The sequence below is a fragment of the uncultured Gimesia sp. genome, assembly GCF_963976445.1.
Taxonomy (GTDB): domain Bacteria; phylum Planctomycetota; class Planctomycetia; order Planctomycetales; family Planctomycetaceae; genus Gimesia.
Genome location: NZ_CAXBKP010000001.1, coordinates 464,185 through 487,929, shown reverse-complemented (window position 1 = coordinate 487,929; position 23,745 = coordinate 464,185). Strand labels below are relative to the sequence as shown.

Annotated in this window: 15 protein-coding genes; 7 read left to right on the top strand and 8 right to left on the bottom strand. The window is 49.0% G+C overall.

The features are described 5' to 3' along the window. Positions 1-35 precede the first annotated feature (35 nt). The 4 genes from AAC022_RS01775 to AAC022_RS01760 form a co-directional block, all read right to left on the bottom strand. Positions 36-1,004: a hypothetical protein gene (locus tag AAC022_RS01775; protein ID WP_339727403.1), complete on the bottom strand. Its 969-nt coding sequence runs from the start codon at positions 1,002-1,004 to the stop codon at positions 36-38. Continuing rightward, positions 1,001-2,374, bottom strand: a complete 1,374-nt coding sequence (locus tag AAC022_RS01770; RefSeq protein ID WP_339727400.1) for a radical SAM protein — start codon at positions 2,372-2,374, stop codon at positions 1,001-1,003. Before AAC022_RS01770 ends, AAC022_RS01775 begins: the two co-directional genes overlap by 4 nt. Positions 2,375-2,491: 117 nt before the next feature. Then, positions 2,492-3,184, bottom strand: a complete 693-nt coding sequence (locus AAC022_RS01765) for a DUF1559 domain-containing protein (RefSeq protein WP_339727398.1) — start codon at positions 3,182-3,184, stop codon at positions 2,492-2,494. Positions 3,185-3,385: 201 nt separating this feature from the next. Continuing rightward, complete coding sequence (locus tag AAC022_RS01760) at positions 3,386-5,239, bottom strand: DUF3300 domain-containing protein (protein ID WP_339727394.1); 1,854 nt, start codon at positions 5,237-5,239, stop codon at positions 3,386-3,388. Positions 5,240-5,952: 713 nt separating this feature from the next. On the opposite strand from AAC022_RS01760, the gene AAC022_RS01755 reads away from it, so the two are divergent. The 3 genes from AAC022_RS01755 (at position 5,953) to AAC022_RS01745 (ending at position 11,145) form a co-directional block, all read left to right on the top strand. Then, entirely contained in the window at positions 5,953-7,413 is a 1,461-nt protein-coding gene (locus tag AAC022_RS01755; protein WP_339727391.1) for a DUF1501 domain-containing protein, read from the top strand. Then, positions 7,410-9,365, top strand: coding sequence for a DUF1549 and DUF1553 domain-containing protein (locus tag AAC022_RS01750; protein WP_339727388.1), 1,956 nt, complete (start codon positions 7,410-7,412; stop codon positions 9,363-9,365). Before AAC022_RS01755 ends, AAC022_RS01750 begins: the two co-directional genes overlap by 4 nt. Positions 9,366-9,489: 124 nt before the next feature. After that, the gene (locus AAC022_RS01745; RefSeq protein WP_339727386.1) at positions 9,490-11,145 is read left to right on the top strand and encodes a LamG-like jellyroll fold domain-containing protein; all 1,656 of its coding nucleotides are present in this window, start codon (positions 9,490-9,492) and stop codon (positions 11,143-11,145) included. 129 nt (positions 11,146-11,274) lie between these two features. On the opposite strand, the gene AAC022_RS01740 is transcribed toward AAC022_RS01745, so the two are convergent. From AAC022_RS01740 to AAC022_RS01725, 4 genes are all read right to left on the bottom strand, one after another. After that, positions 11,275-12,603, bottom strand: a complete 1,329-nt coding sequence (locus AAC022_RS01740; protein WP_339727384.1) for a hypothetical protein — start codon at positions 12,601-12,603, stop codon at positions 11,275-11,277. After that, complete coding sequence (locus AAC022_RS01735) at positions 12,600-14,213, bottom strand: hypothetical protein (RefSeq protein ID WP_339727381.1); 1,614 nt, start codon at positions 14,211-14,213, stop codon at positions 12,600-12,602. The genes AAC022_RS01740 and AAC022_RS01735 overlap by 4 nt, the downstream gene beginning before the upstream one ends. A 99-nt stretch (positions 14,214-14,312) precedes the next feature. Continuing rightward, positions 14,313-15,218: an ABC transporter ATP-binding protein gene (locus AAC022_RS01730; protein WP_339727379.1), complete on the bottom strand. Its 906-nt coding sequence runs from the start codon at positions 15,216-15,218 to the stop codon at positions 14,313-14,315. A gap of 436 nt (positions 15,219-15,654) precedes the next feature. After that, the gene (locus tag AAC022_RS01725) at positions 15,655-16,551 is read right to left on the bottom strand and encodes a DUF58 domain-containing protein (RefSeq protein ID WP_339727376.1); all 897 of its coding nucleotides are present in this window, start codon (positions 16,549-16,551) and stop codon (positions 15,655-15,657) included. Between the two features lie 537 nt (positions 16,552-17,088). Here AAC022_RS01725 and AAC022_RS01720 point away from each other — a divergent pair. The 4 genes from AAC022_RS01720 to AAC022_RS01705 all read left to right on the top strand — a co-directional run bounded on the left by AAC022_RS01720 (position 17,089) and on the right by AAC022_RS01705 (position 23,742). Continuing rightward, entirely contained in the window at positions 17,089-18,738 is a 1,650-nt protein-coding gene (locus AAC022_RS01720; RefSeq protein ID WP_339727373.1) for a hypothetical protein, read from the top strand. A gap of 453 nt (positions 18,739-19,191) precedes the next feature. Then, positions 19,192-21,096, top strand: a complete 1,905-nt coding sequence (gene dnaG, locus AAC022_RS01715; RefSeq protein WP_339727371.1) for a DNA primase — start codon at positions 19,192-19,194, stop codon at positions 21,094-21,096. Between the two features lie 32 nt (positions 21,097-21,128). After that, the gene (gene rpoD / locus AAC022_RS01710; RefSeq protein ID WP_339727368.1) at positions 21,129-22,820 is read left to right on the top strand and encodes an RNA polymerase sigma factor RpoD; all 1,692 of its coding nucleotides are present in this window, start codon (positions 21,129-21,131) and stop codon (positions 22,818-22,820) included. A 211-nt stretch (positions 22,821-23,031) separates the two neighbouring features. Continuing rightward, positions 23,032-23,742 (top strand): C4-type zinc ribbon domain-containing protein, encoded by a 711-nt coding sequence (locus AAC022_RS01705; protein WP_339727365.1) that lies wholly within the window; start codon positions 23,032-23,034, stop codon positions 23,740-23,742. Positions 23,743-23,745 lie beyond the last annotated feature (3 nt).

The window sequence follows — 23,745 nt, the reverse complement described above, 5'->3', positions numbered from 1 at the left end:
GTGATTTCAATAACTTGAGCTGCTGGTCGATGTTTTCAAACTCGTAAGAGGCTCCGTTGTTGAATCGCGAACAGGCATGAGATCACTGTCACATCCTCCCGGTCGGAGCCGAAGACGCTGGCGGGGACTCCCAGGACATTCTGTTCCCGCAGAAGTTGCGCGAAGGGGATGTTGACGGTGGAATAATAGCCGGCTTGTGGTGGCTGCCAGTGGGGGGCGAAGTAATGAATCGCGGGTGTTAGTCGGCTCCATTCGTCTAAAAAAGCTGATCGAAGCTGGGCTGGCAGAGCGGCGTGTTGCCGGATGACCTCGACCCAGTTGCAGGTGATGTCATCTTGCGATTGCAGATGGCTTTCCAGCAGTTCTTTGGGGCCGACTGCAATGCCCCACTGTTCGGGCATCAGCCAGGGTTTCGACAAAGAGAACAGGCAGATGCACTGACTCGTGCGGAGAAGTTGCGCGTAGATGCTGTGATCGGGTTCGTAGGCATAAGCGGCATCGATGATCAGCAGGCGACTTGGGTCGGCGGCTAACCAGTGGACGAGGGACGTGGTTTCCTGCAGATTCAGATAACGTCCGACGGGGACCGCCGGTTGTGTTAGCAGCAGGACTTGCCGCTGGTCAGGCGTTTCGATTAAAAAGTCAAACTCCCAATCGGGCAGTGTGCGATATGTTCGGCAGGGATAACCATCCAATATCTGATGATAAACCGGATAGACATCCCGGGGGAAGATGAACGAAGCTTGTTGCTGTTTGAGCTGCTTCACAAGTTGGGTGAGCAGATCACGGACGCCGATTCCGGGGATGGCGTGCAGTTGATTGAGATTAAATCCGGTCACTTTCTGCCAGACGGAGAGCGCTTCCTGCAGTGATGATTCCTGCCCCGTTGCGCTTACTGGGGGGGCAAGGTGACTCAATGCTTTCTGCGTATTCATACAATCGAGCCGGAGCGGGTCTGATTTTAGATACGTTTCTTTAGCGGCCCGGTATTCCTGAAAATTCATGATAAATGTATTTCACTCCTGCGATCTTCCAGTGAAGTTAAACAGCGACCGTCGGCCATGATGTTCCAGCTGCGACACAATCCCTGACTCAGTTCCCAGAGCAGGCTGGGTTCCGTGTAGGCGGCGACTTTCATCGGGACGCCGTTGATGTTGTTTTCATAAATTGGCGCACCCCAGGGAAGTTCTCCCATCTGGTTCCAGTCTTCCGCTTGAAGGAAATCCAGCAGGAGTCTCAGCGGCACCTGATGTGCTTCGCTCCACTCGTTGGCGGGCCGGGAGTAATACTCGGACTCCACGCTTGTGGAAACATACAATTCCTTGAAGCAGACTTCCTGGACGTTCAATGACGCGGCCCAGTTGAGAAAATTTTGGATAGCGCCTGCATCTTCCACGCCCCCTTTCTGCAGCACACAGATCAGACGCATGGAAAGTGTGGGAAATCGATCCAGGTTTTGCGCAAGGCTTTTTGCAATGCGGGTTACGTCAATATTCAGACTCATAATCCGCCGATTCACATCAGGATCGTGATGATGATGGGAGATGGCGAGTGTGGTCAGGCCGGCGGTTTGAAGTTCCTCCAAAAAAGCGAATCGTTCTGCAGCGGACATTTCCGTTAGAATAAAACCATTTGTGATCAAAACCACTTTTTGCGAGAAATAGTTGGCAGCAAGGCGAATCAGTTCCAGTAATTTGGGACGGGGATAAAGCGTTGGTTCGCCTCCGCCTGTGATCACGGCCCGCTGTGCACCACGTAATTTCGCCGCCTGCATCAATGTTGCGATGTGTTCCAGTGATAACGTTCCTTTGTCCTGTTCCACTGACGCAGAGGATTTGGAAAAACAGAACGAACATTTAGCCTGACAGCCGATGGCGACGGGCAGTAGAGAAATGGAGCGGGGTGTTAACTCGCTATACTGTGGCAGATTTTGTTGTAGAACAGAGAGCGAACGGGCCATCGCTTCCTCGATAGAGATTTCACGCAGCGTCGCATCCGGATTCAGCAGGTAGACGCGTTGAATACGAATCGATGTGCCTTCGATAAAATGGCCCAGGCCCGTGTGTTCCGTTACAAACAGCCGATCTTCGTCGACCTCTGTTTCCAGGACGAGTAATTCATTTTCGGGCAGATTCAGTTTGGCTAACAGCCGGTTGTTTTTATTGATGCCGATGTTTAACTGATCGATTTCCAGCAGATGAAATTTGTCAGAAAACTTGCTTTCCGGAATGCGCGCCTTGGAATATTCGTGGCTGTATTTATCATAACCACGCGCAAAATTGGAGAGGACTGTGACATGAAATCGTGATGGCAGACGTTTTGCATGCGGCGTAATCTGAGCTGTCTGATTGATTTGTATCAAGGTTGTCATCATGGTCCCTCCTCTGATTCCAGATCAGTGTCAACTTGAGTCAGGATTATAATAGTGTCGACAAGACACTAAGTCAACGGGGTGTTATTTATTTTATGAAACAGCGTAAGGGGATGACGCTCAGGGCGTCTGAAGCAGATGTCTCATAAAGCCGGGGTTGAATTCCTCTCTTATAAGCCAGCGAACAGATCCATCGTCAAATAAGACGTAAGCACCGTGGGGCGCAAAACGATCGGTTTGGGTTAAGCCGATCAGCTCATCCAGGGTCAGGTCTGTGGGCTCGTTCCATAATCCGCTTAATTCTGGAACTTCCAGCAGAAGAATTCTGTCTATCCCAAGTTGACGAGACTGATTCTCGGACCAGTAGGTACTGTCATCGATGACGGCTACTAGTTTTGAGTTTCTTGTTTGATCTGATTGGGAAAGCTTCCAGTCTCCGCGAAATAGCGTATGGTTTTTCTCTGCGATCTGCTGGTTGTGCGGGCTGTTCCAGGGTTCGTCAAATCGGTAATCGAGTTGACAGTCTTCGAAAACGGGAGTTGCCTTTAAGTAAGGGAGCAGGGTTGCCCGCCAGCTGTGCATAGGGTTGCCTTGTTCGTCTTTGATCACAGCGGGAGGCAGACAGCCATGTTCATTCTGATATTCATGCAGTGCCAGGGCAATGTATTTCATCTGGTTTTTAAAATGTTGGCGGCGTGAATTGGAAGTTCCCTGCTGGACTTCCGGGACCAGTAGTGCGGCGAGGATGGCGAAAATCGTTAGAACGACCAGGATTTCGATGGAACTGAGCGAGGTGTTCTTCGTGATTTTCATGACGCCGTTCTGACTTTGATTCCAGGCTCGAACGCAGATAGGTACGAGAAAATGAGATGCGCCTACTTTTCTATCCTAGTGGCCATTTCAAAAAAGGGAAAGAAAATAAACTGAATCTGAACAGGAATAGGAAATAAAAAACGCCCCTTCTCAATTAAGAAAAGGGGCGTGTTCGATTTTGTTTTACGAATTCAAAATTGCTTATCTGCGTCCGCCGCGACCTCCGCTTGAACGGCCCGAAGATCCGCGGCTGCTGCCGCTACGGGACGAACTGCCTCGGGAATATGACGAACTGTTTCCTGAAAATGTGGGAACGCCGTTCGAGTAGTGTGAGCGATTTTGTGAACCGCGTGAATAACCGGACGTGGATCGCTGTTGTGAGTTCGACTGTCTTCCGTTTCGTGACGCAGTACCTTGAGACGAACGATTCATCTGCTGGTTGAGTTGTCCCCAGTTTTTCTGCATGCTCTTTAAGCCGGACGAAATCTGCTGACTCGATGATTTGCTGTAACGCGAGTTCGCAGAAGAGGATTTACGGCTGGAACGAGATGATGCACTTTGGTTGTTGCGAGGATTCGAAGAACGTGCCGCCTGTTGGCTGCGATTCGATTTACGGCTGCTGGCTGTGGAAGAACTCTGGCCAACCTGTCCGTCGCCCAGTGTGCCGGTTTTAGTACCATTCTCCGTGGTTAGAGTGGAACTGACTTGTCCGTCGGCTGCTGTGGTGTTGACGGCAGCCGAACCTTTGCTGGAATCGATGCTGGTTGACCCGTTATAGGTGCCGTTTCCGTTGCCGGTCGCAGTGCCCGAACTGTTATGTTGCACGTCCGCATAACCTTTATTGCCTTGCACGGAAGTGGATGACGAGCGAACGCCACTCACTGAACCGTCGGCATTCTGGTTCACGCTGCCGTTGGTGCTGCGGTTACCATAGGCATTCACGCCGGTGTTGGTGGCGACAGAGCCGCTGGCCTGGGTGTTGTAGTTGGCTCCTGTTTGTGTTTGTGTTACCGAACCGGTGGCCTGTCCTGCTCCGGTCGCGGACAGTCCGTTGGATGTGTTCACGGTTCCCCCGCCGGCGGCACCGAAATAGGTCGTGCCGTTGATTGTGGTCTTGCCTGCCACACCCGCTCCGGTGGCTGTCGCGGAATTTCCCTGAGGACCAGTGACTGTTGTATTAACCGCTCCAGCTCCGACAGTGGTGGGACCGTTCTGATAACCGACACTTCCCCCTTGTGTGGCTCCGGTAACAGTGTTGCCTTTGGGCCCTGTGTAGGTTGTGGAACTGCTGCCTGTAGATCCAGTGGCATGACCATAGGGGCCTGTCGTTGAAGTTTGTGTTGCGGAACCGTTGACGTTTTCGCCGTGATACGTTGCGGTGGTTGTGGTCTGATTAGGATGGGCGTAAGCCGTATACAGTTCGGAAACGGTAGCGGGTACGAAATAGCGACCGGCGATATAGCCAGCGGCTGCGACGTAGGCAGCTTGACCTGTTAACGGTGCACCGCTGGCATCGACGAATTGTTGGGGTTCTTCTTTCAGAGCCGTATCGACTTCTGCCCGCAGTTTGTCGATTGCCCGCCAGACATCATCGGGTTGTGTTTTAAAGGCGCGTCCCAGCAGAGTTGTTGTGGCGATGTTGTCGCCTAGTTGAGCCAGGATCTCCGGATATTGTTTGAGTTTCTCTACGTTGGGGTCGGCTACTTTTTTGAATTGTTGCACGCGTTGTGCAAAGCGACCGCCGCCGATTTGAACTCCGTTTGTTCTGGTTGCTTGTCGAATGGCGAGCGGATGTTGTGACGCTTGCAGAATGGTTTCGACCAGGTCATCCGGATAGAAGGCGATGCCCGTGACCAGACTTTCAATCGCCCGTGGTGATAATGTTTTCTGTTGCATGATGGCCCCGGGTTGTTGTGCGCTGACGACTTCGGGTTGAATCATTAAACAGACTCCGGCTGTGATGGCAAGCAATCCTTTGAAGTAACTCTGTGATGCTGATGTCATTGGTTTTCCCATCTCTTTTCTGGTGTTGTGAATAATTGTGTCTTGATTCACATCTTGCCTTCTCTGATGTTTTACAACCGTTTGTTGCGCCTGGTCAGTATTGATATAGCTTAGTTTTCTGGAGCGGTTGGAAACGGATTTTACAAAAACGAAGATTTCCATGAACTACCCTGCAGTCAGCATTCCAATACCTTTAAAACGATGATCAAAGACAACATGTTGCCAAAAATAAACATCACATGGCTTCTCTCAAAACCATGTTGTTTGTCCCGCGTGATGAATACTCGAGGCTGTCGAAGCGGGTTTCAGGAAACAGAGAAATATTTTAAGAAACGATGATTCACTTCAGAATAATTCCGAAAATATTTCGAAACGAAACCGGGGACAGAGTGTTCGATTTGTATCATCAAAGAGGAACGCGTTTCAGACTCACGATTGAGTCAGACATCTTCTGCGTCCTTCATTTCTGTTTGTTGATTTATATGTCTCTCAACACAACAGATTTCAGAATCATTTCGACGGTTTCTATTCATTACGCCAACTGCTTGTATTGTGTAGATAGATCACACGTACTGACGCTGTGGTGGTATTGATATGAGACTTCTTGTCAATTGAAGGCTACTGCATCAGGTGAAGGCTACTGCATCAGGCGGCTGCCGAAATTTGACTCAAATCAAAAAACGTTGATGAATCTAGTCGAGTTGTCGCCTGTTCCCTGATATAGTAGGAATAGAAATCTCAGCAACCATCAGGGAGCCTCTGGTATGACGTTGAAACAATCGCTCGCGGATCGATCTACCTCGTTCGATATGCCCGGATTATTAAATCGGCGGGAGTTGTTGAGAACCGCTGGTGGCGGGATCGGGTTAATGGCTTTGGAGTCTCTGTTCAAAGCGGACGGTGTTGCTCATGCTGCGTCAGAATCCAGTTCTCTCAAGCCGAAAGCCTCCGATTTTCAGCCACGTGCGAAACGCATGATCTGGCTATTTATGCATGGCGGGCCAAGTCACGTTGATCTGTGGGACCCGAAGTCGGACCTTGTCAAATATTCCGGACAGCCACTGCCTGACAGTTTTGGCGAAGTCATGACGCGACGCAAGGTCGCGAAGAATCCGTTACTGGCGCCGATTAAGCCGTTTCGTAAACGTGGGGAATCAGGTCTGGAAGTCAGTGATTTCCTGCCGCATACGGGAGAGCTGGTCGATGATTTGTGTGTCGTGCGTTCGTTGCATGGCGACAGTGTGAATCATCCGCAATCGGTCTATCAGATGAATACCGGCAGTGTTCTGATGGGGCATCCCAGTGTGGGAAGCTGGGTCGCGTATGGACTCGGTTCGGAAAATGCCGACATGCCCGCGTTTGTTGTCATGCCGGATCCTGGTGGTGGAATCAAAGGGGGCCCACCTGCCTGGGGAAGTGGATATCTGCCGGCTACGTTTCAGGGAACCACTATGCGGGCGGGACAAACGCCGATTTTAAACCTGAAACCTCCCGCGTCAATTTCATCGCGTCAGCAACGCGCGACGCTTGATTTAATTCAATCCATGAACCGGCGGCATTATGAAAATCGAGATCGGGATGATGAACTGTCTGCGCGAATCTCGGCTTATGAGCTGGCGTTTCGGATGCAGACGGCGGCTCCCGAACTGGTTGATTTGACTCAGGAGACGAAAGAAACACATTCGATGTATGGTCTGAATGATCCACAGACTCGGGATTTTGGTGAGCGGTGTCTGCTGGCGCGACGCATGATCGAACGAGGAGTGCGGTTTGTGCAACTCTATTCCGGTGATACCGTCGGCTGGGATGCACATAGCGATGTCACAAAAAATCATACAGAATATTGTCGCAAAACGGATCAGCCAGTAGCGGCGCTGCTCAAAGATCTCAAGCGCCGCGGTTTACTGGAAGATACACTGGTGGTCTGGTGTGGTGAGTTTGGTCGGATGCCGATGAGTGAGCAGGGCAAAGGCCGCGATCATAATCCCTGGGGATATTCCGGCTGGTTGGCTGGTGCTGGAGTGACGGGGGGCCGTGCCTATGGTGCGACCGATGCGATCGGCTTGCGTGCTGTAGAGAAGAAAGTGCATGTGAATCAGTTTCATGCGACGCTGTTGAATCTGATGGGCCTGGATCATGAAACCCTGACTTACTTTCATAACGGCCTGGATGAACGTCTGACGGGACCTGCAGAGGTCGAAGTGGTGAAGGGACTTCTCACATGATGCGTGTATTTCGATTTCACTGGCTGTTCGCGGTGGCTTGCTGTTTGTTGTCTTGTGTGCATACCGTCTCGGCGCATGAGCGGTTTAAACTGAAAGAGGAGCCGATTACTGAGGCAGACCGGGATCACTGGTCATTTCAGCCGATCAAAAGGCCAGGTCTTCCAGCCGTTAAAAATTCAGAGTGGTCACGGACTCCCGTCGATCGGTTTATTCTGGCGAAGCTGGAATCCGAAAATTTGCAGCCCGCGCATGCCGCTGATCGGACGACTCTCATTCGCCGCTTGTATTTTGATGTGATCGGTCTGCCTCCAACGCCTGAGGAAGTCGACCGGTTTCTGGCGGATCAGTCTGCAGATGCTTACGAGCGACTGGTAGATCGTTTGCTGGCTTCACAGTATTACGGCGAGCGCTGGGCACAGCATTGGCTGGACTTGGCGCGCTTCGCCGAGACGGACGGTTATGAACATGATAAAATCCGTCCCCATGCCTGGAAGTATCGGGACTGGGTCATCAAAGCGCTGAATGCTGATATGCCTTATGATCAATTTGTCCGCTGGCAACTGGCGGGGGATGTGATTGCACCCAAGAATCCGGATGCGAAAATCGCGACGGCCTTTTGTCTTTCCGGGCCCGATATGCCTGACATCAATTCACAGGAAGAACGCAAACACACATTATTGAATGAGATGACATCGACTGTCGGCTCGGTGTTTATGGCGTTACAGATGGGTTGCGCGCAGTGCCATGATCACAAATATGATCCGATCAGCACGATTGACTTTTATCGCATGCGTGCTTTTTTTGAACCTGCGGTCAAGCCGGTGCGGAATCAATCGGTATTGATGCTGGCTTCGACGGGAACTCCGGGTCAGTCGAGCCATGTGATGATTCGGGGCGACTGGCGACAGCCGGGACCAAAAGTCCAGCCGGCGTTTTTACGCGTGGCCAATTTAAAAGATTTGAATGTCAAGTCAAACGATGACAAACAGCAGCGGTTGGCGTTTGCCCGCTGGCTCACTCAGGACGAGCATCCTCTGACGTCGCGCGTGATTGTCAACCGGATCTGGCAGCATCATTTTGGTCGCGGGCTTTCAACGTCGCCCAGTGATTTTGGAACGATGGGCGAACTGCCTTCGCATCCCGAGTTGCTGGACTGGCTGTCAGCAGAAGTGATTGCTTCCGGCTGGAAAATGAAATCACTACATCGTTTAATTCTGACTTCCAGCGTCTACCGTCAAGCTGGCAAGCCAGCACTGAATTCATCGGCCAATGACAAAGAGTGGAAGCAGTCCCTGAAAGCCGATCCGGAGGCCACTTTACTTTCACGGTACCCACGTCAACGTCTGGAAGCAGAAGTGATTCGGGATGCGATGTTGTCGATCAGCGGTAAGCTTTCCCGCAAAACCGGAGGCCGAGGCGTGATGCCTCCCTTGCCGCGTGAGTTGCGAGCAACGCTGCTCAAAAATCAATGGAAGACGAGCCCTAATGTAGACGATCATTATCGGCGCAGCATTTATGTGTTCGCGCGACGCAATTTGCGATACCCGCTGTTTGATGTTTTTGATCGTCCCGATGCGAACACCAGTTGTTCCCGCCGCGGCATTTCCACCACGGCGCCGCAGTCGCTATTGATGTTGAATTCAGAAAGTTCGATCAAGTCTGCTCGAGAACTGGCCGGTTTTATCTGGGATCAGGTTGGTTCCGATTCTGAACAGCAAGTGACTTTACTCATCCGGCGTGCGCTGGGACGTGTTCCCTCTCAAGCGGAACAGACAGAACTGGTTGCTTTCCTGAACTCACAACGTAATATGCTTTCCACCGAACAACGGCCCACCCAAAAACTATTGTTCCCTATTGCCCAGGCAGAAATTCGCGATCTTTACGCAGGCGCTGCTTTGACAGATCTCTGTCTGGCGATCCTGAATACGAGCGAATTTATTTACGTCGATTAAAGTCGGCTCAATTTCTCATTGTAATTAATGAGTGATTTTTGGGTCCGTTTAATTTGTAAGGAAACCTAATGAATGTTAAGGTCAATTACGGCGCTTGATCTTCATTTAGAGAAAGAAAAATCCAATGCGAAACTTGATATACCTGCTGTTGTTGACTGTCTGGAGTGTGACAGGCTTTGATGCGTCTGTTGTCAGAGCGGAAGACGAGGCATTGATTGGCGACTGGCGATTAAAGGGTGATGTCCGGGATCGGAGCCGTTTTCAAAATCGTGGTGTGAATCGGGGGGTGATACTTACGCCGGGGCAGCCCGCGAAGTTTGACGGGGGGACGGCGTGGATTGAAGTTCCCGATTCAGAGTCTTTGCATTTGGGGACCGGCGATTTCTCGATTGCGATGACGGTGAACACGAGCGCCGATCTGGATGATGTGATTGGCAGTTTGCTTAGCAAGTATGATGCGAAAACGCGCCGGGGTTTTCAGCTCAGCATTAAAAATCATGCTGGCGTGACCAGCAGTCAATCGAATGATCGTCATTTGCAGTTTGGAATTGATAATGGAAAAATTGATGCACAGTGGACGGACCATGGTCAACTGGGGAATGCCGTTCTGGTTTACAGTATGGCTGTTTATGACGGGCAACTGTTTGCCGGCACCTGTGTTCCGGGAGAAAAGGCCGCTGGCCGGGTCTTTCGATTTGGTGGCGGGAAGAAGTGGATTGATTGTGGCGCGCCAGATGTATGTAACGCGGTGAATTCCCTGGCGGTATTTAATGGTAAACTGTATGCGGGGACGGGCAAGTATCGTTTGAAAGGCTCTTCACTGTCGGAATCAGACAACCCGCATTTCGGCGGCAACGTATACCGGTATGAAGGAGACGGGAAGTGGACTCATTGTGGTACGCTGCCGGGAGTGGAAGCGATCAACGGAATGGTGGTTTATAAGGGAAAACTGTATGCCTCTTCAATGTATGCGCCGGCTGCGTTTTTTCGCTATGACGGGGGAACACGTTGGACTTCATGTGGTGTTCCAGAGGGAAAGCGTGTTGAATCGATGGCCGTCTATAATGGTGATCTTTATGCAACCAGCTATGATGCCGGCGCTGTTTTTCGCTATGACGGGAAGCAGTGGTCATCTGCGGGTAAGGTGGGCGAGTCGACTCAGACTTATGGTTTCACGGTTTATGAAGGCAATCTCTATGTGAGTGAGTGGCCACACGCGGAGGTCTATCGCTATGCGGGTAAGAATGAGTGGAAGCTGGCGGGGCGGCTGGGTGATGAGAAAGAGAGTATGCCGCTGGCTGTGTATAATGGCAAGATGTATGCTGGCTCGCTTCCGCTGGCGGAAGTCTATCGCTATGACGGCGGCATTGATTGGAAGAATACTGGTCGTCTCGACATGACGCCTGATGTGCGTTACCGTCGCGTCTGGTCGATGGCCGTTTATCAGGGGCGGTTGTTTGCAGGAACATTACCGGCAGGCCGCGTGCATTCCATCGAAGCCGGCAAGAGTGCGACTTACGATACCGCACTCAAACCGGGGTGGCGGCAGATCGTGGCGGTTAAAGAGAACGATCGTCTAAAGCTTTATGTCGATGGAAAACTGGTGGCGACGTCCTCACGATTCGATCCGACCGAGTACAATCTGACGAATGCTAAGCCGCTGCAGATCGGATTTGGGGCACACGATTATTTCAACGGAAAAATGAAAGACGTGAAACTCTATCGGCGTGCCTTGACTGCGGAAGAGATTCAGAAACGCTACCAGGGAAGTGCCGATTGAACGGCGGTGTTGCATTCGGACTAACCTCGTGTTTTTGGGAGACGGTTTTCTTACCTTGATCAAGCCACAAAAAAAGAGCCATCCGAAATGTCGGATGGCTCTTGAGGTTTCTTATGCAGTCAGAGTGAGTTACTGAACTCCCAGATCTCGCCGCAGATCGTTTTGTAGCTCAGGCACACGACCTTGTTCTTTGAGCCAGAGTGGTTTTAACGGGAAACTTTCTGGCAGCGGCAATCCTTTAAGCTCATGGATATATCGCCAGAGGATGACTGCTTTCAGTCCTTCTTCGATGGCCAGATCTTCGGACATCAGACTGGGATATTTATTTAAGACTTTCGCATACAACGCCATCCCTTTTTCGAGCTGCGCTTTGGCTTCATCAAACTTGGCTTCGCGGAAGTCTTGCTCACCATCGTAGATTGCCTTGTGGGCATCAATGGTGTCTGTTTCCGATTCGGAAAGGGCACGTGTTCGCCAGAAGCGATAGTTGGACGTATCCTGATAGCGGTTGATCCAATGTCTTACATCAGCTTCTGTGATGTTATCGTCACGAGCGGCGAGGTTTTTGATATCGTCCTCGGTCCATTCCAGAACGATCGGACCTTTGGGAGTGATGAACTCTTCCCGGCCGAAAATGGTGGTCCAGTCTTTAAAGCCTTGTGCCCAGGCGTCCGTACGTTGCTTTCCGAATTTCCCTTCGCGTTGCATGGCGTTGGCATAATCGAATTGAGCGTGCCAGGGAGAACCACGAAACAGCATTCTCATTTGCAAATGTTGTTTATGCTTCAGTTCTTTTTCGTTCGCAATCAGGAATTGTTCCTTGGCGACCTGATAGTTATCCAGCCGTTCGGGATTGATTTCCGGATCAGGGCCGTCTTTAAAGCGTTCGGTATCGGGGTCGACCTTATAAAATTTACGGAAGAGTTTCCATTCATCAGAACGACCGACTTTTTGGCCGTGCAGGTTTCCGACCTTCCAGTCGAGTTCAGGAAATCGCTCGTTGCGTGTGACACCTTCATTCAGGAATTTGATGCCTTCTTTGACCCAGAAGTAGCGGTCTTCGACGGCGTCCCATTCTGCGGACACATTATAAGCGAGGTTCCAGCCCTGGAAGTCCCAGACTTTCATATAGTGTGGCTGCAGGAGAATGATCGAATCAACGGTGGACCGCAGTTTGGCCCATTCTTTCTTTTCCTGATAGTCTTTGGCATCTAACCAGAGCATGTTTGTAGCAATGCCGCGGAGTCCCAGCAGAACGAAGTTCATTGACGCGCTGGACGGGTCCACATCACCCAGGGTACTTTCCCCGAGCTCATGTTTGACACGTAGTTTGGCAAGTTCGCCGCCAGAGCCTTCTTCCCCAGTGGAAGGCATACCGAGCCAGATCACAGGGATCAGCAGTACGATAATGGCAATGACATAAGCGAGCTTACGATGTTTGGAAGTGAGTTTGTTCATTTCGCCTCCAATTCGCGAAGTTTCAAGCTATAGAATGAAATAAGTAAGCAAGGAAGAATATAGGCCGCAGTAGTGACGATTCCAGGCAGCAGAGCGGCACTCCAGGAAACATCAAACCCTTTGATCACATATTCTCGCATGTTAGAGAATATTGCAAAGTTGGGGATCACCTGCTGGCAGAGCCAGAGGAAGTTTTTGATGAGATCATCAACCCCTTGGATGATTATACTTACGGGACCAGCAGGTAATTCTGTTTGAGAATTCATATGAGTTATTAAGCGATACCAGGCTTCGATGGCGCCTGAGGCTTGCATTTGACCGCTCAAAATTTCATTCATATATTCTTTGGACATGAATCCGACTATGACGATGGTCAATGTCGTGAGAATGGCAACAGGGCCTTTGACAAAGCAACTGATAGTCACGCCGAGCATAATCACCAGCACCATCGGCAGCCAGATTCCGAGGACGGCTTTGGAATATCCCACCAGGAAGGCACGGTCTGGCGTACGAACGAAGAGGTCAGGACGAGCCATGCCGAGTAACTGACCTGCTTCCAGACACCTGACTTCAACGGTCAAGTTGCCATCTTTATCAACCAGATCGTCAAAAATATCGACCTCAACCGCTTCTTTGCCATCGTTACTTTTCTGCACGATTTTACGATTGATTTTCAGTCTGTTATCGGAATATTCCTTATTGATCATCGGTGCGGTATTGACACGCAGATTTTTATCTGGGTTTACAAAAGTGAACTGATAGAGGATTCCCCCTTTTTCCATATTGCCTTTATGGGTTCGAAATGCTTCGAACGAAGACTGCAGGTTCAATTCGTCATCGATGGCATCACTTTCGTCGATGTTTTCGAATTTGTAGATGGCGCTGGCTTTGGTTGCGCCTTCGATATAGCTGCGGTACATCCAGATGTCTCCGACATTGATGCCGGATTCAGTAGGAGCCCCTTCACGGTTTGTGAACGTGATATCACCATAAACGGGGACTTTGGAAACCAGATTGTCCCGGGCAGATTCGGGAACCTGCCGCGTGATCCAGATGTATCCGATGCCCCCCATTACAACCAGAATCGCGGTTCCCAGCAACGTGAATCCCAGCATTCTACCCATGACGATTTCAATTCGGTAGGCGGGCTTTGTGACAACGGTGTGAATTGTCCTGAGACGAATATCTTCAGGCAGGGACCAGCAGGCCAGCAGCAGCATAATGGGAATGACAAGCCAGCTGATGGCTTTCAAAACGAAATCGATATAGGACTGGACCTGCAGATCAGGTCGATCGGCCGAACCGGAAAGGAACCAGCCGGCGAACATGAACAGGACGGCAAAAATAATGAAGACAAACAGGATTTTCTGCCGTAACGACTCACGGATCGTCAACAGGGTAAGCGACCAGATGCGGCGGCAGGAGACGTGGACGATCTGAACGAAAAAGTCCAGGACGCCCCAAAAAACATCGGCAAACCCCTTGGTCCCGCGAGTGATCACACCCACAAATAAACAGACAAAAAGGGCAATGAACATTGAGCTCCCGAACACGATCAGAAAGTGGATCAGGGCATCAAGCGGGTCATAGGCTATCGGATCAAAGGACATAATGATTTACTTCTGTGAATAACATCTCATCGGAAATGATGCTCTGACTTCAGTCAGCCAGTGCCAGAGTCAATGATCTTGAATATAAAAAAATGGAGTTTACTCTGAAGCTTTTTTCTCTTCCGATTCGGGAACGAATCGTTGCCCTGGGCGCTCTTTACTTTCCTGTACTGTTTTCAGGAACAGTGATTCGAGTGTCGCTGTGGGATGGTCGACAGAATCGACTTTGCCATTGTGTTTGGCAACGACCTGCTCAATTTCTTTGATTGCTTCCGGACTCAAACGTGATGTGAGGATTTGTGTTTCTTCTTTTTCTTTCAACAGGTCCTCAACGCGTCCCATGACTTTCAATTCACCGCCATACAGAATGGCGATCCGGTCGCAGACATCCTGAACGTCTGCCAGCAGGTGGCTACACATCAAAACTGTTTTGCCTTGCGCCTTCAGTTCCAGAATCATGCGTTTCATGTCATCGGTACCGAGCGGGTCGAGACCACTGGTGGGCTCGTCGAGCAGGACCAGGTCAGGATTATTGATGAGCGCCTGTGCCAGACCAATCCGGCGGGTCATCCCTTTTGAGTATTCTTTGAGCTGACGTCGTTTGGCGTGACCCAGGCCGACTTTTTCAATCAGCTCAGCAGATCGTTCGCGACGTTCTTTGGCCGACATTTTGAAGAGTCGTCCATAAAAATCGAGTGTTTCTTCTGCATTCAAAAAGCGATACAGATATGATTCTTCAGGCAGGTAGCCGATGCGTTCGTTCTTTTCCACATTGGTTGCCGGTTGTCCGAGGACTTTGATTTCTCCTTCGGAAGGAAACAGCAAACCCAACAGTAGTTTCAGAGTCGTGGTTTTTCCAGAACCGTTGGGGCCCAGAAGACCAAAGATCTCCCCTTTTTTCACTTCAAGGCTCAATGAGTTGAGAGCACGCACTTTTTTGCGGCCCCAGAAATCACGATAGATCTTAGTCAGGTTGCTCACCTGGATGACTGACTCGTTGTCCATTGGGGGTTCTTCACTCCACTGTTAGTTAGATTATGACCAGTAATAAGAACAGTTTCTTAGTCCTAAAAAAGAACCAACTAAACTAACGCTAGAATATCTGCGGGTTTACTACGATGTGTGACAAAACTCTGTTGGTAAAAATTTCAATTTCCGGCTCAGGAAATCAAAAAAACAGAGCATGCAGCAGATCATCGACTGGCCAGCATCCATTTCAGGGGCCCGAAACTTAGGAATCCATTCTTAAAGTACAATGATCCAAAGTGATTAACACTCTAAAATTGATAGACGGCTCTTGCAAGCTAATAGAGTGGCTTACTGCATTAAGATTTCAAGAACGCTGTCCCTAGAACCTGAATACAGTGTCGAATCCTTATAACTTAACCTGAGTTCCAGAAGAGTAGAAACAAATGACAACGATTTGTGTTCATTCGAATAGTTAGAAGCGGGCTTTTCTCTGAGATAAATATTCGATCAACGCTTTGTCGAAGGGCATACTGGTATCGAGGGGGACATAATCGACGCCCATCGCCTGTAATTTTTCCTGATAGGTGTCTCTTAATTCCTTAACGGCTTCGAGGTAGTCAGCTTTCATGCCCTCGGCGTCCAGAACCATTGAGTCACCAAGTTCGGGCTCTTTCAAATCGACCATGCCTTCGAAGGGGAAATAGACTTCAGCTTCGTCCAGAATATGAAACAAGATGACATCGTGGCCTGCATAGCGCAATCGCTGCAGACTGTCCAGAACACTTTTTTGATCGGTTAATAAGTCGGAGAAGATCATCAACAGGCTACGATGTTTGATCATCGAAGCAATCTGATGAATATTTTGTGAGATTTCTGTTGTCCCACTGGGCTGTGAATTTGCCAGCATTGCCAAGATATTTCCCAGTTGGCCGCGTTTGCTGCGCGCTGGGAGAAAGTTTTTGATGCGGTCGCCGAACGTAATCAAGCCAACGGGGTCCTGTTGATGAATCATCATATAGGCTAGTGAGGCAGCCAGACAAATTCCGTAATCAAATTTGGAAAGCTTCTGACGGTAGGTGTAAGCCATGCTCTCGGATAAGTCCACAACGAGATAGCCTGTCAGATTGGTTTCTGCCTGATACTTTTTGATATAGAAGCGGTCAGTCTTCGCGTAGACCTGCCAGTCGATATCTCGCGGGTCATCTCCCTGGGAATAACGTCGGTGTTCGCTGAATTCGACGCTAAACCCCTGATAGGGACTGGTATGCAGGCCACTCAGGAAGCCTTCGACGATGAATTTGGCCCTTAAGTCAAGGCGTGCAACTGTCTGTATCACTTCAGGTTTGAGATATTGTTCTACATTGGTCATCAGTCATGATCTCCTCTCCTCATGAAACGCCCACTATAACAGGATCGCGTTGGGGAATCATTCCTGTTTTTCAATTCTGATTTTCAGATTCCTCAGGTTCGATTATAACGTTTTTTGTGTCTTGGTAGCGATCATAGTCTATACTCTTGAACATTTCGCTTGTCTTAGATAATCTAGGAAGTTCAGTAGTAGAGAATAATCAAAATCTTAAACTTGCTTTAAAAATAGCAGAGAGTAGGTTTATCATATAATAAAACAGGTTCGATTGCCTTTTTGTTTATCAAGAGGTAGTGGAAAATCCTGATAATCAAAAATTGATAAAAGCGAAAAACGCTGCTGCTTTTGCCCAGTTGCTGTGTTAGTCTGGCTAAGCGCGGTTGCGTATATTGAAGATTCTAATATTCGATTCCCATACAAAAATGCTTCTGTTTCCATCTAAGTGCAAATACTGAGTTTAATTCATTTTGCAGAAGCATTTATGATTTTTATATCTGACTATCATCAACGTCATTATTTATCCAATTACAGGGATTTATTATGTCAAATGACATAACTCCGGATGAGAACAATACAAGTCCAACCGAGGTGCCGTGCCCGCTGTGTAATGAAATGGTGCGTATCGGCTTAGTTCGTTGCTGGAACTGTGGTTCATTCATGCGTGAAGATATTGCCGAAGCGTATCGCAAGATGCAGGAAAATCCGGCACCCATGATCTTCAGCCAGCTACCAGATGAAACCGAAGATTCAGCCGAAGGTGATTCACAACTGTTGACGGCGACGATGACTTCGACGTCGAATCGTGATGATGATGATTTCGAATTGGATCAAAGTATCGCGGTGACTGAGTATGAAGCATCGGATGACGATTTTCAGCTGACCGGCGAGATGGAGTCGGGAGATGAGGATCAATCAACGATTCCTCTGGCAAGAGAAGAATCTGCCGAGGAAGCAAAGCAGAGTTCAGCAGCCAGTGATGAAAAAGCTGCCTCTGCAACTGAAGAATCAGCAGAAAAAAAAGTTCCCGAAGCTCCTGCACCCGAAGTTCCTGCAGAAGACCATTCCGTCGCGACAGGCGGAGATGTGTTGTTGAATGTGGCGCTGGAGGAAGAACGAGAAGAGAAAAAGCGACGCAAAGGGGGCGGTCGTCGCAGACGCCGCCGCGCTGGCAAAACCGAAGGGGGTATCGTTGTTTATTGCCCCAATGGCCATCGGATTCGCGTGCGTGAAGAGTATCGGGGTTCTGCCGGGAAATGTCCTGCTTGCAATGTAATGTATCTTGTCCCGTTAGCAGCGAAAAAAGAAGAAGATCAAGAGCAGGGAACACCTGATGAGGCTGCTGCTGAAGCCGAAGGTTCAGAAGGTTTGAATGCCGGCGCTTATCTCAGCTGGTTCAAGGACATCAAGTTGCATGCCGTCGATCCGACTAAGCTGAAGCTGAAGCCCAACAGTCTGGAAAAGGCGTTTACGATCGTTGATCTGGTCATTTCTCCGGAAAAAATGCTGGTACTGGGACTGCTCAAATCCGGTCGACTGGGAAAAGGGGCCAAGATTAAGCAGGAACAGGCACGGACCGAGATCGCACAACATTTGCGTGAAGAGAAAGACGACGCGGAAATTCCCGCATTCAGTGTGCAAACCGTTAACAGCGATCAGATGCCGATCTTGCGCGTGACCTTTCCTACGATGTATGACCATGAGTCGGTCTTTGCGGGTGTACCCGTGTTTGGTAAAGGGCGGATTGCGGTGGCCTTGCCGAAACAGGAAAACTCAAAAGAAAATCAATATCTGACCTTCTCGCTGACCGAGTATCGAAAGTTTGCTGAGGCACTTTCTGAGCTCTATAGCATCGATAATCTGGGGCAGGATTCGGGAATTCCGATGGCCGATCAGATTAATACGGTAGCCTGTCACTACAGCGAAGAAGCATTTGAGACGCTTGATAATGAGAGTCTTGAATTTTATGAAGCGGACCCCGAGATCGAATTAACGCTTGTCGGAAGACAGTGCCAGGGGTGCCAGCTAATCGTGAGTGAAGATTCACGAAAGAAAGAGCAGATTGGTGGCAAAGCCGGTAAAGGGATTGCCAAAGCGAAATGCCCCAAATGCAATGAAAAATTCGGCACCATCTCTTTGTGGCAGATAGTGAAAGCCATAGAAGCTCCTGCGGAAGAGCCGTCTGCAGAATAATCATCGAATGTCCCCGCGGGAAAGCGGCCTTCAGCGATGATAATCAGTGAAGCAGCCTCGATTCATTTACAGATTGCTGGCAGCCATTGTATCTGCCGTTAGAAAGCCTATAATTCACATAAACCAACTGTCTAGTTTGTTGAGATGGCATGCTCCGGATTGCGCTGACATTTCTGATTAAGCAAGCAGCACAAGTAGGGTTTTGTATTTGGTTTTACTTGTACTTGAAGGCTTAGGTATTTTTGTAACATTATACAAAATTTGAGCTTAAGCAACGTACTGGTTTGGGAATCTTGTAATGGATTTTCTTGACCAACCCAAAGTATGGTGTAAAATTGAAGTACACAACACTGAGCAGGGAAGCACTCTTGGTTGAGTAACATGTGTCCACTTTTCAATGTTTGACGAAAAGGCGGACGGGGGGCTGCTTGTTAAACTGTTCAGGAGAAACTGGTGTCGCCAGGGTTTGATCAAAATTTCAAAGAACTGGTCCGCCAGAGAACGAGCATCGTAGAACTGGTTTCTGAGTCGGTGCAGCTGATTCAGAGCGGTCACGATTTCAAAGGCATCTGCCCCTTTCATAATGACCATAATCCCTCGATGGTGGTCTACCCTGACCGTGGTACCTGGCGTTGCTGGGTCTGTGATACAGGGGGAGACTGTTTCTCCTGGGTGGAAAAATACGATGATGTCAGTTTCTTTGAAGCACTCAAGATTCTGGCAGAGAAAGCCCATCTGGAAGTTCCCCAACTGACACCGGGGGCGAATCAGGCAGCGCGGTCAAATCAAGTTGAAAAAACATCCTTATTTGATGTAATGAAGTGGGCAGAGACGCAGTTTCACCATTGTCTGATGGAGACACCCGAAGGGGAATTTGCCCGTCGCTATCTGATCGAAGAACGAGGGTACACAGAAGAAACGATCAAACAGTTTAATCTGGGCTTTCATCCTGACAACTGGCAATGGCTGGTGAATCGGGCGCAAGGCAAAATTGCGACTCCTTTATTGGTAGAAGCCAGATTAATCTTCAAAAAAGAGAATCATACTCGCTATTCCGATTATTTCGTTAATCGGGTGATGTTTCCGGTTCGCGACGAACGGAAACGCGTTGTTGCTTTTGGGGGACGTATTCTGCCGGGAAGCAGCTCCGAAGGACTGGCGAAGTATTTCAACAGTCCAGAGAGTATTATTTTTACTAAGAGTAAGCTGCTATTCGGTTTGGACGAAGCAAGACAGAGAATTCGCGAGACAGAAACCGTTGTTGTGGTGGAAGGGTACACAGATTGCATCACAGCACATCAGTTTGGCGTGAAGAATGTGGTGGCAACTCTGGGGACAGCACTGACCGAAACGCACGTTTCCTATCTAAAGCGACTGGCTCGTAAAGTGGTTCTGGTGTTTGACGGTGACAACGCAGGTCAACAGGCGGCGGAACGATCTTTAACGAAATTCATTTCTCAAGAAGTCGATTTAAAAATATTAACGTTGCCAGTGGGGAAAGATCCTGCTGATTTTCTGGAAGAGCAGGGGGCTGAGAGTTTGAAGCTGTTGATAGAGCAAGCTCCTGAAGCCTGGAATTTTAAATTGAATGTTTGTGTTAAGAAATTTGGACTGGAGTCAATTGATGGCCAGCACCGAATTTTAGAAGAAATGTTAGAGCTTTTGGCGGCAAGTCCCAACCTAACCGGTAAAATTCGTGAAGACATCATATTAAGAAAGTTGGCAGATCGACTGGGTTTACACGAAGCAGTTGTCCGAAAACGACTGAGTGAAGTCAAACAAAATAAAGGTCCAGGTTTTAATTCGAGTCTCTCCTCTAACAATTCCCACTCTATTCCGAATACATTCTCTTCTGGTGATATCCAGAAAACAGACAATCCAACGAAAGACAATCAACTTGAGAGCGAACTTCTTGAAATTATCTTTGTATATCCGGAATGCGTCACCCAAATTCATCAACATATTTCCCCTGCCAACTTGAAGAATCCCCAGTTACGGTTTCTCTATCAGTTAAGTATTGATTTAACTGAGGAGGGAGTTGTACCGGAACTGAATCGAATTCTGGATCGGATTGAAGATCCAGAGTTAAAGCAGCTGGTCGTCAAAATTGACGCCAATGCTCACGAAAAAGCGATTCATTCTAAACTTCATATCAGCCCGGCCTCGCTTGAGGGAATTCCTCATTTTTTGAAGCATTCCATCAAGAATCTGAAATGGCGGGAAGAACGAGAACACCACGAACGATCCAAGGGACTTCTGTTTCAGAAGGCCCAGGCACAAACTCTGAATTCCGATGCGAAAGCGATGTTGAAAAAAGCATCAGAGTTCCACCAGAAACGAAATCAAAAACTCACTTGAGCCCATTAACTTGCTAGATTGGGAGAAGCAACGTGCACCGACTCGACGCCCGATTGAATGAACTGATTGAAAATGGTAAGAAGCAGGGATATCTGACTTATAATCAGGTTAGCGCTTATCTTCCCGATGAAGCCGTTAACCCTGAAAAGCTGGACAACCTCCTGCTGACCATTGAGGAGATCGAATTAGATATCATCCCCGATCAGGTCATCACCATATTACAGCCAGAGAAGCCAAAAGGTGGCCGGTCGCGCTCGATTGATGATACCGCACGCCGGATTGATGACCCCGTTCGTATGTATCTGACGCAGATGGGCGAAATTCCGCTTCTGACCCGCGAAGAAGAAATTCGTCTTGCCAAAAAGATCGAAATCACCCGTCGCCGTTTCCGCCGCGAATTGCTGTGCAGTGATTACGCCATGCGACAGGCGATTGAGATTCTGGACAAAGTTCATAAATCCGAACTGCCCTTTGACAGAACAATTAAAGTTTCCGTCACCGAAGGACTGGAAAAGAACCAGATTCTCGGCCGGATGCCCCATAATCTAAAGACACTGGAGTTTCTCAGTAACAAAAATGCCGCCGACTTTGAGCGATTTGTCAATCCTGAATTGACCAAGTCGGAACGCCGTGCATCCCACGCTTCGCTGCAGAAGCGTCGTCGGAAAATGGCGACTTTGATTGAAGAATTGAGCCTGCGAACGCAGCGTCTTCAAATTGGCATGAAGCGTCTGGAGCAGATTTCTCAGCGGATGACGGAGCTGGAAGACCAGATTCGTGACATGAATGAACTGAGAGCAAAGGATTCCAAAGATAACCGTGCCAACCTGGATCGGGAATTACAGGATCTGGTTTCGATGACGATGGAGACTCCTGAAACGCTTCGCGAGCGAGTCAAAGCCGTCAAGCAACGGTATCTCGACTATGAAACTGCCATGCGGGAGCTTTCAGGCGGTAACCTGCGTTTGGTGGTTTCGATTGCCAAGAAATATCGGAATCGCGGATTGAGCTTCCTGGACCTGATTCAGGAAGGAAACACCGGCTTGATGCGTGCTGTCGATAAGTATGAATACCGTCGCGGCTATAAATTCTCGACCTATGCGACCTGGTGGATCAGGCAGGCCATCACCCGCGCGATTGCCGATCAGGCACGTACGATTCGAATTCCGGTTCACATGATCGAGACCATGTCCAAATTGCGGAAGGTCAGTAAACAACTGTTGCAGGAAAACGGTCGCGAACCGACTATGGAAGAAACAGCCGATGTCGCCGGTATCAGTCTGGAAGAAACGCGACGCGTACTGAAGATTTCCCGACATCCCATCAGCCTGGATCGGCCCGTGGGTGAAAGTGAAGACAGTTACTTCGGTGATTTCATTGAGGACTCTGATTCAGATAGTCCTGTCAACACAGCCAGCCAGGAAATGTTGAAGGATAAAATTGATCATGTATTGAAAACATTGACCTACCGTGAGCGTGAGATTATCAAGCTGCGATTCGGTTTAGGTGATGGATATACTTATACACTGGAAGAAGTCGGTCGGATTTTCAAAGTCACGCGTGAGCGTGTGCGGCAGATTGAAGCCAAGGCGGTCAGGAAGTTACAGCATCCTGTACGCAGTAAGCAACTACAGGGCTTTATTGAAGGCTTAGCCCCGGATTGGGGACAGGCGGAGTCCACCGAAGAAGAAGTGGTGGATGCCACGGCTTCTGCCAGTATTTAAGATTCAAACGCCGGTCATTATTGATCGGCGTTTTTTTTATTAATAATAGAGAGATGTTCATTGTCGCTAATTCCAGCGCTGCCGGGAAGATCTGCCAGATTTCCTGCGTGAGTCTGGCTATTTGTCGGAAAAAACTTTATAACAAAGCAAGTGCACTGAGGCCCGCCGCATAGCGCCTCATAAAAAATAAGCGTTTCTGGAGTTCTTTAACATGTCGACGACTGCATCAAGTTTAAAAGCTTTACATCATTTATATCTGAGATTATATGATGTGGACCAGAAATTAGAGCAGGGTCCCAAGCGAATTAAGCTGAAAGAGCAGTTCGCTTTACTGCAGGATGAAAAGCTGAATGCGGTTAAGGATCAGGTACTGCAGTTAAAAAAACAGGTGCAGCAGAAGAATCTGGATTTACATTCCAACGAAGCTAAAATCCTTGATTTAAAGGGAAAGCTGAATGCCGCTTCGTCGAATAAAGAATTTGACATCATCAAAGGTCAAATTGCAGCCGACGAAATGGCCAATAGTGTTCTGGAAGATGAAATTCTGGAATTGATGGAAAAAATTGACAAGACGGAAGAAGAAGTTCAGTCCTGGGTCCGGCAAAAAGACGCCGCGCACGCGGAAGCGAAAAAAACAGCACTGGATTTTGAGTCAGCCCGCAGTCGCTTAAATGAAGAAATCAAAGAGTGTAAAGCAACGATTTCTGATGCGGAGCAGATTATTCCTGAGAATCTAAAAGTCATGTTTGCACGGCTCGTGCGATCACACGGTGCAGGCGCACTGGCGGTTGTCGAGGGGAGATTTTGTTCTGCCTGTAACGTGATGATTGAACCGCAATTGCGTGTGGAGCTGAATTCCGGGCGGCTGGTTTTCTGTAAGTCGTGTGGACGCTTGCTGTATATGGAAGATCTTCCATTATAACGC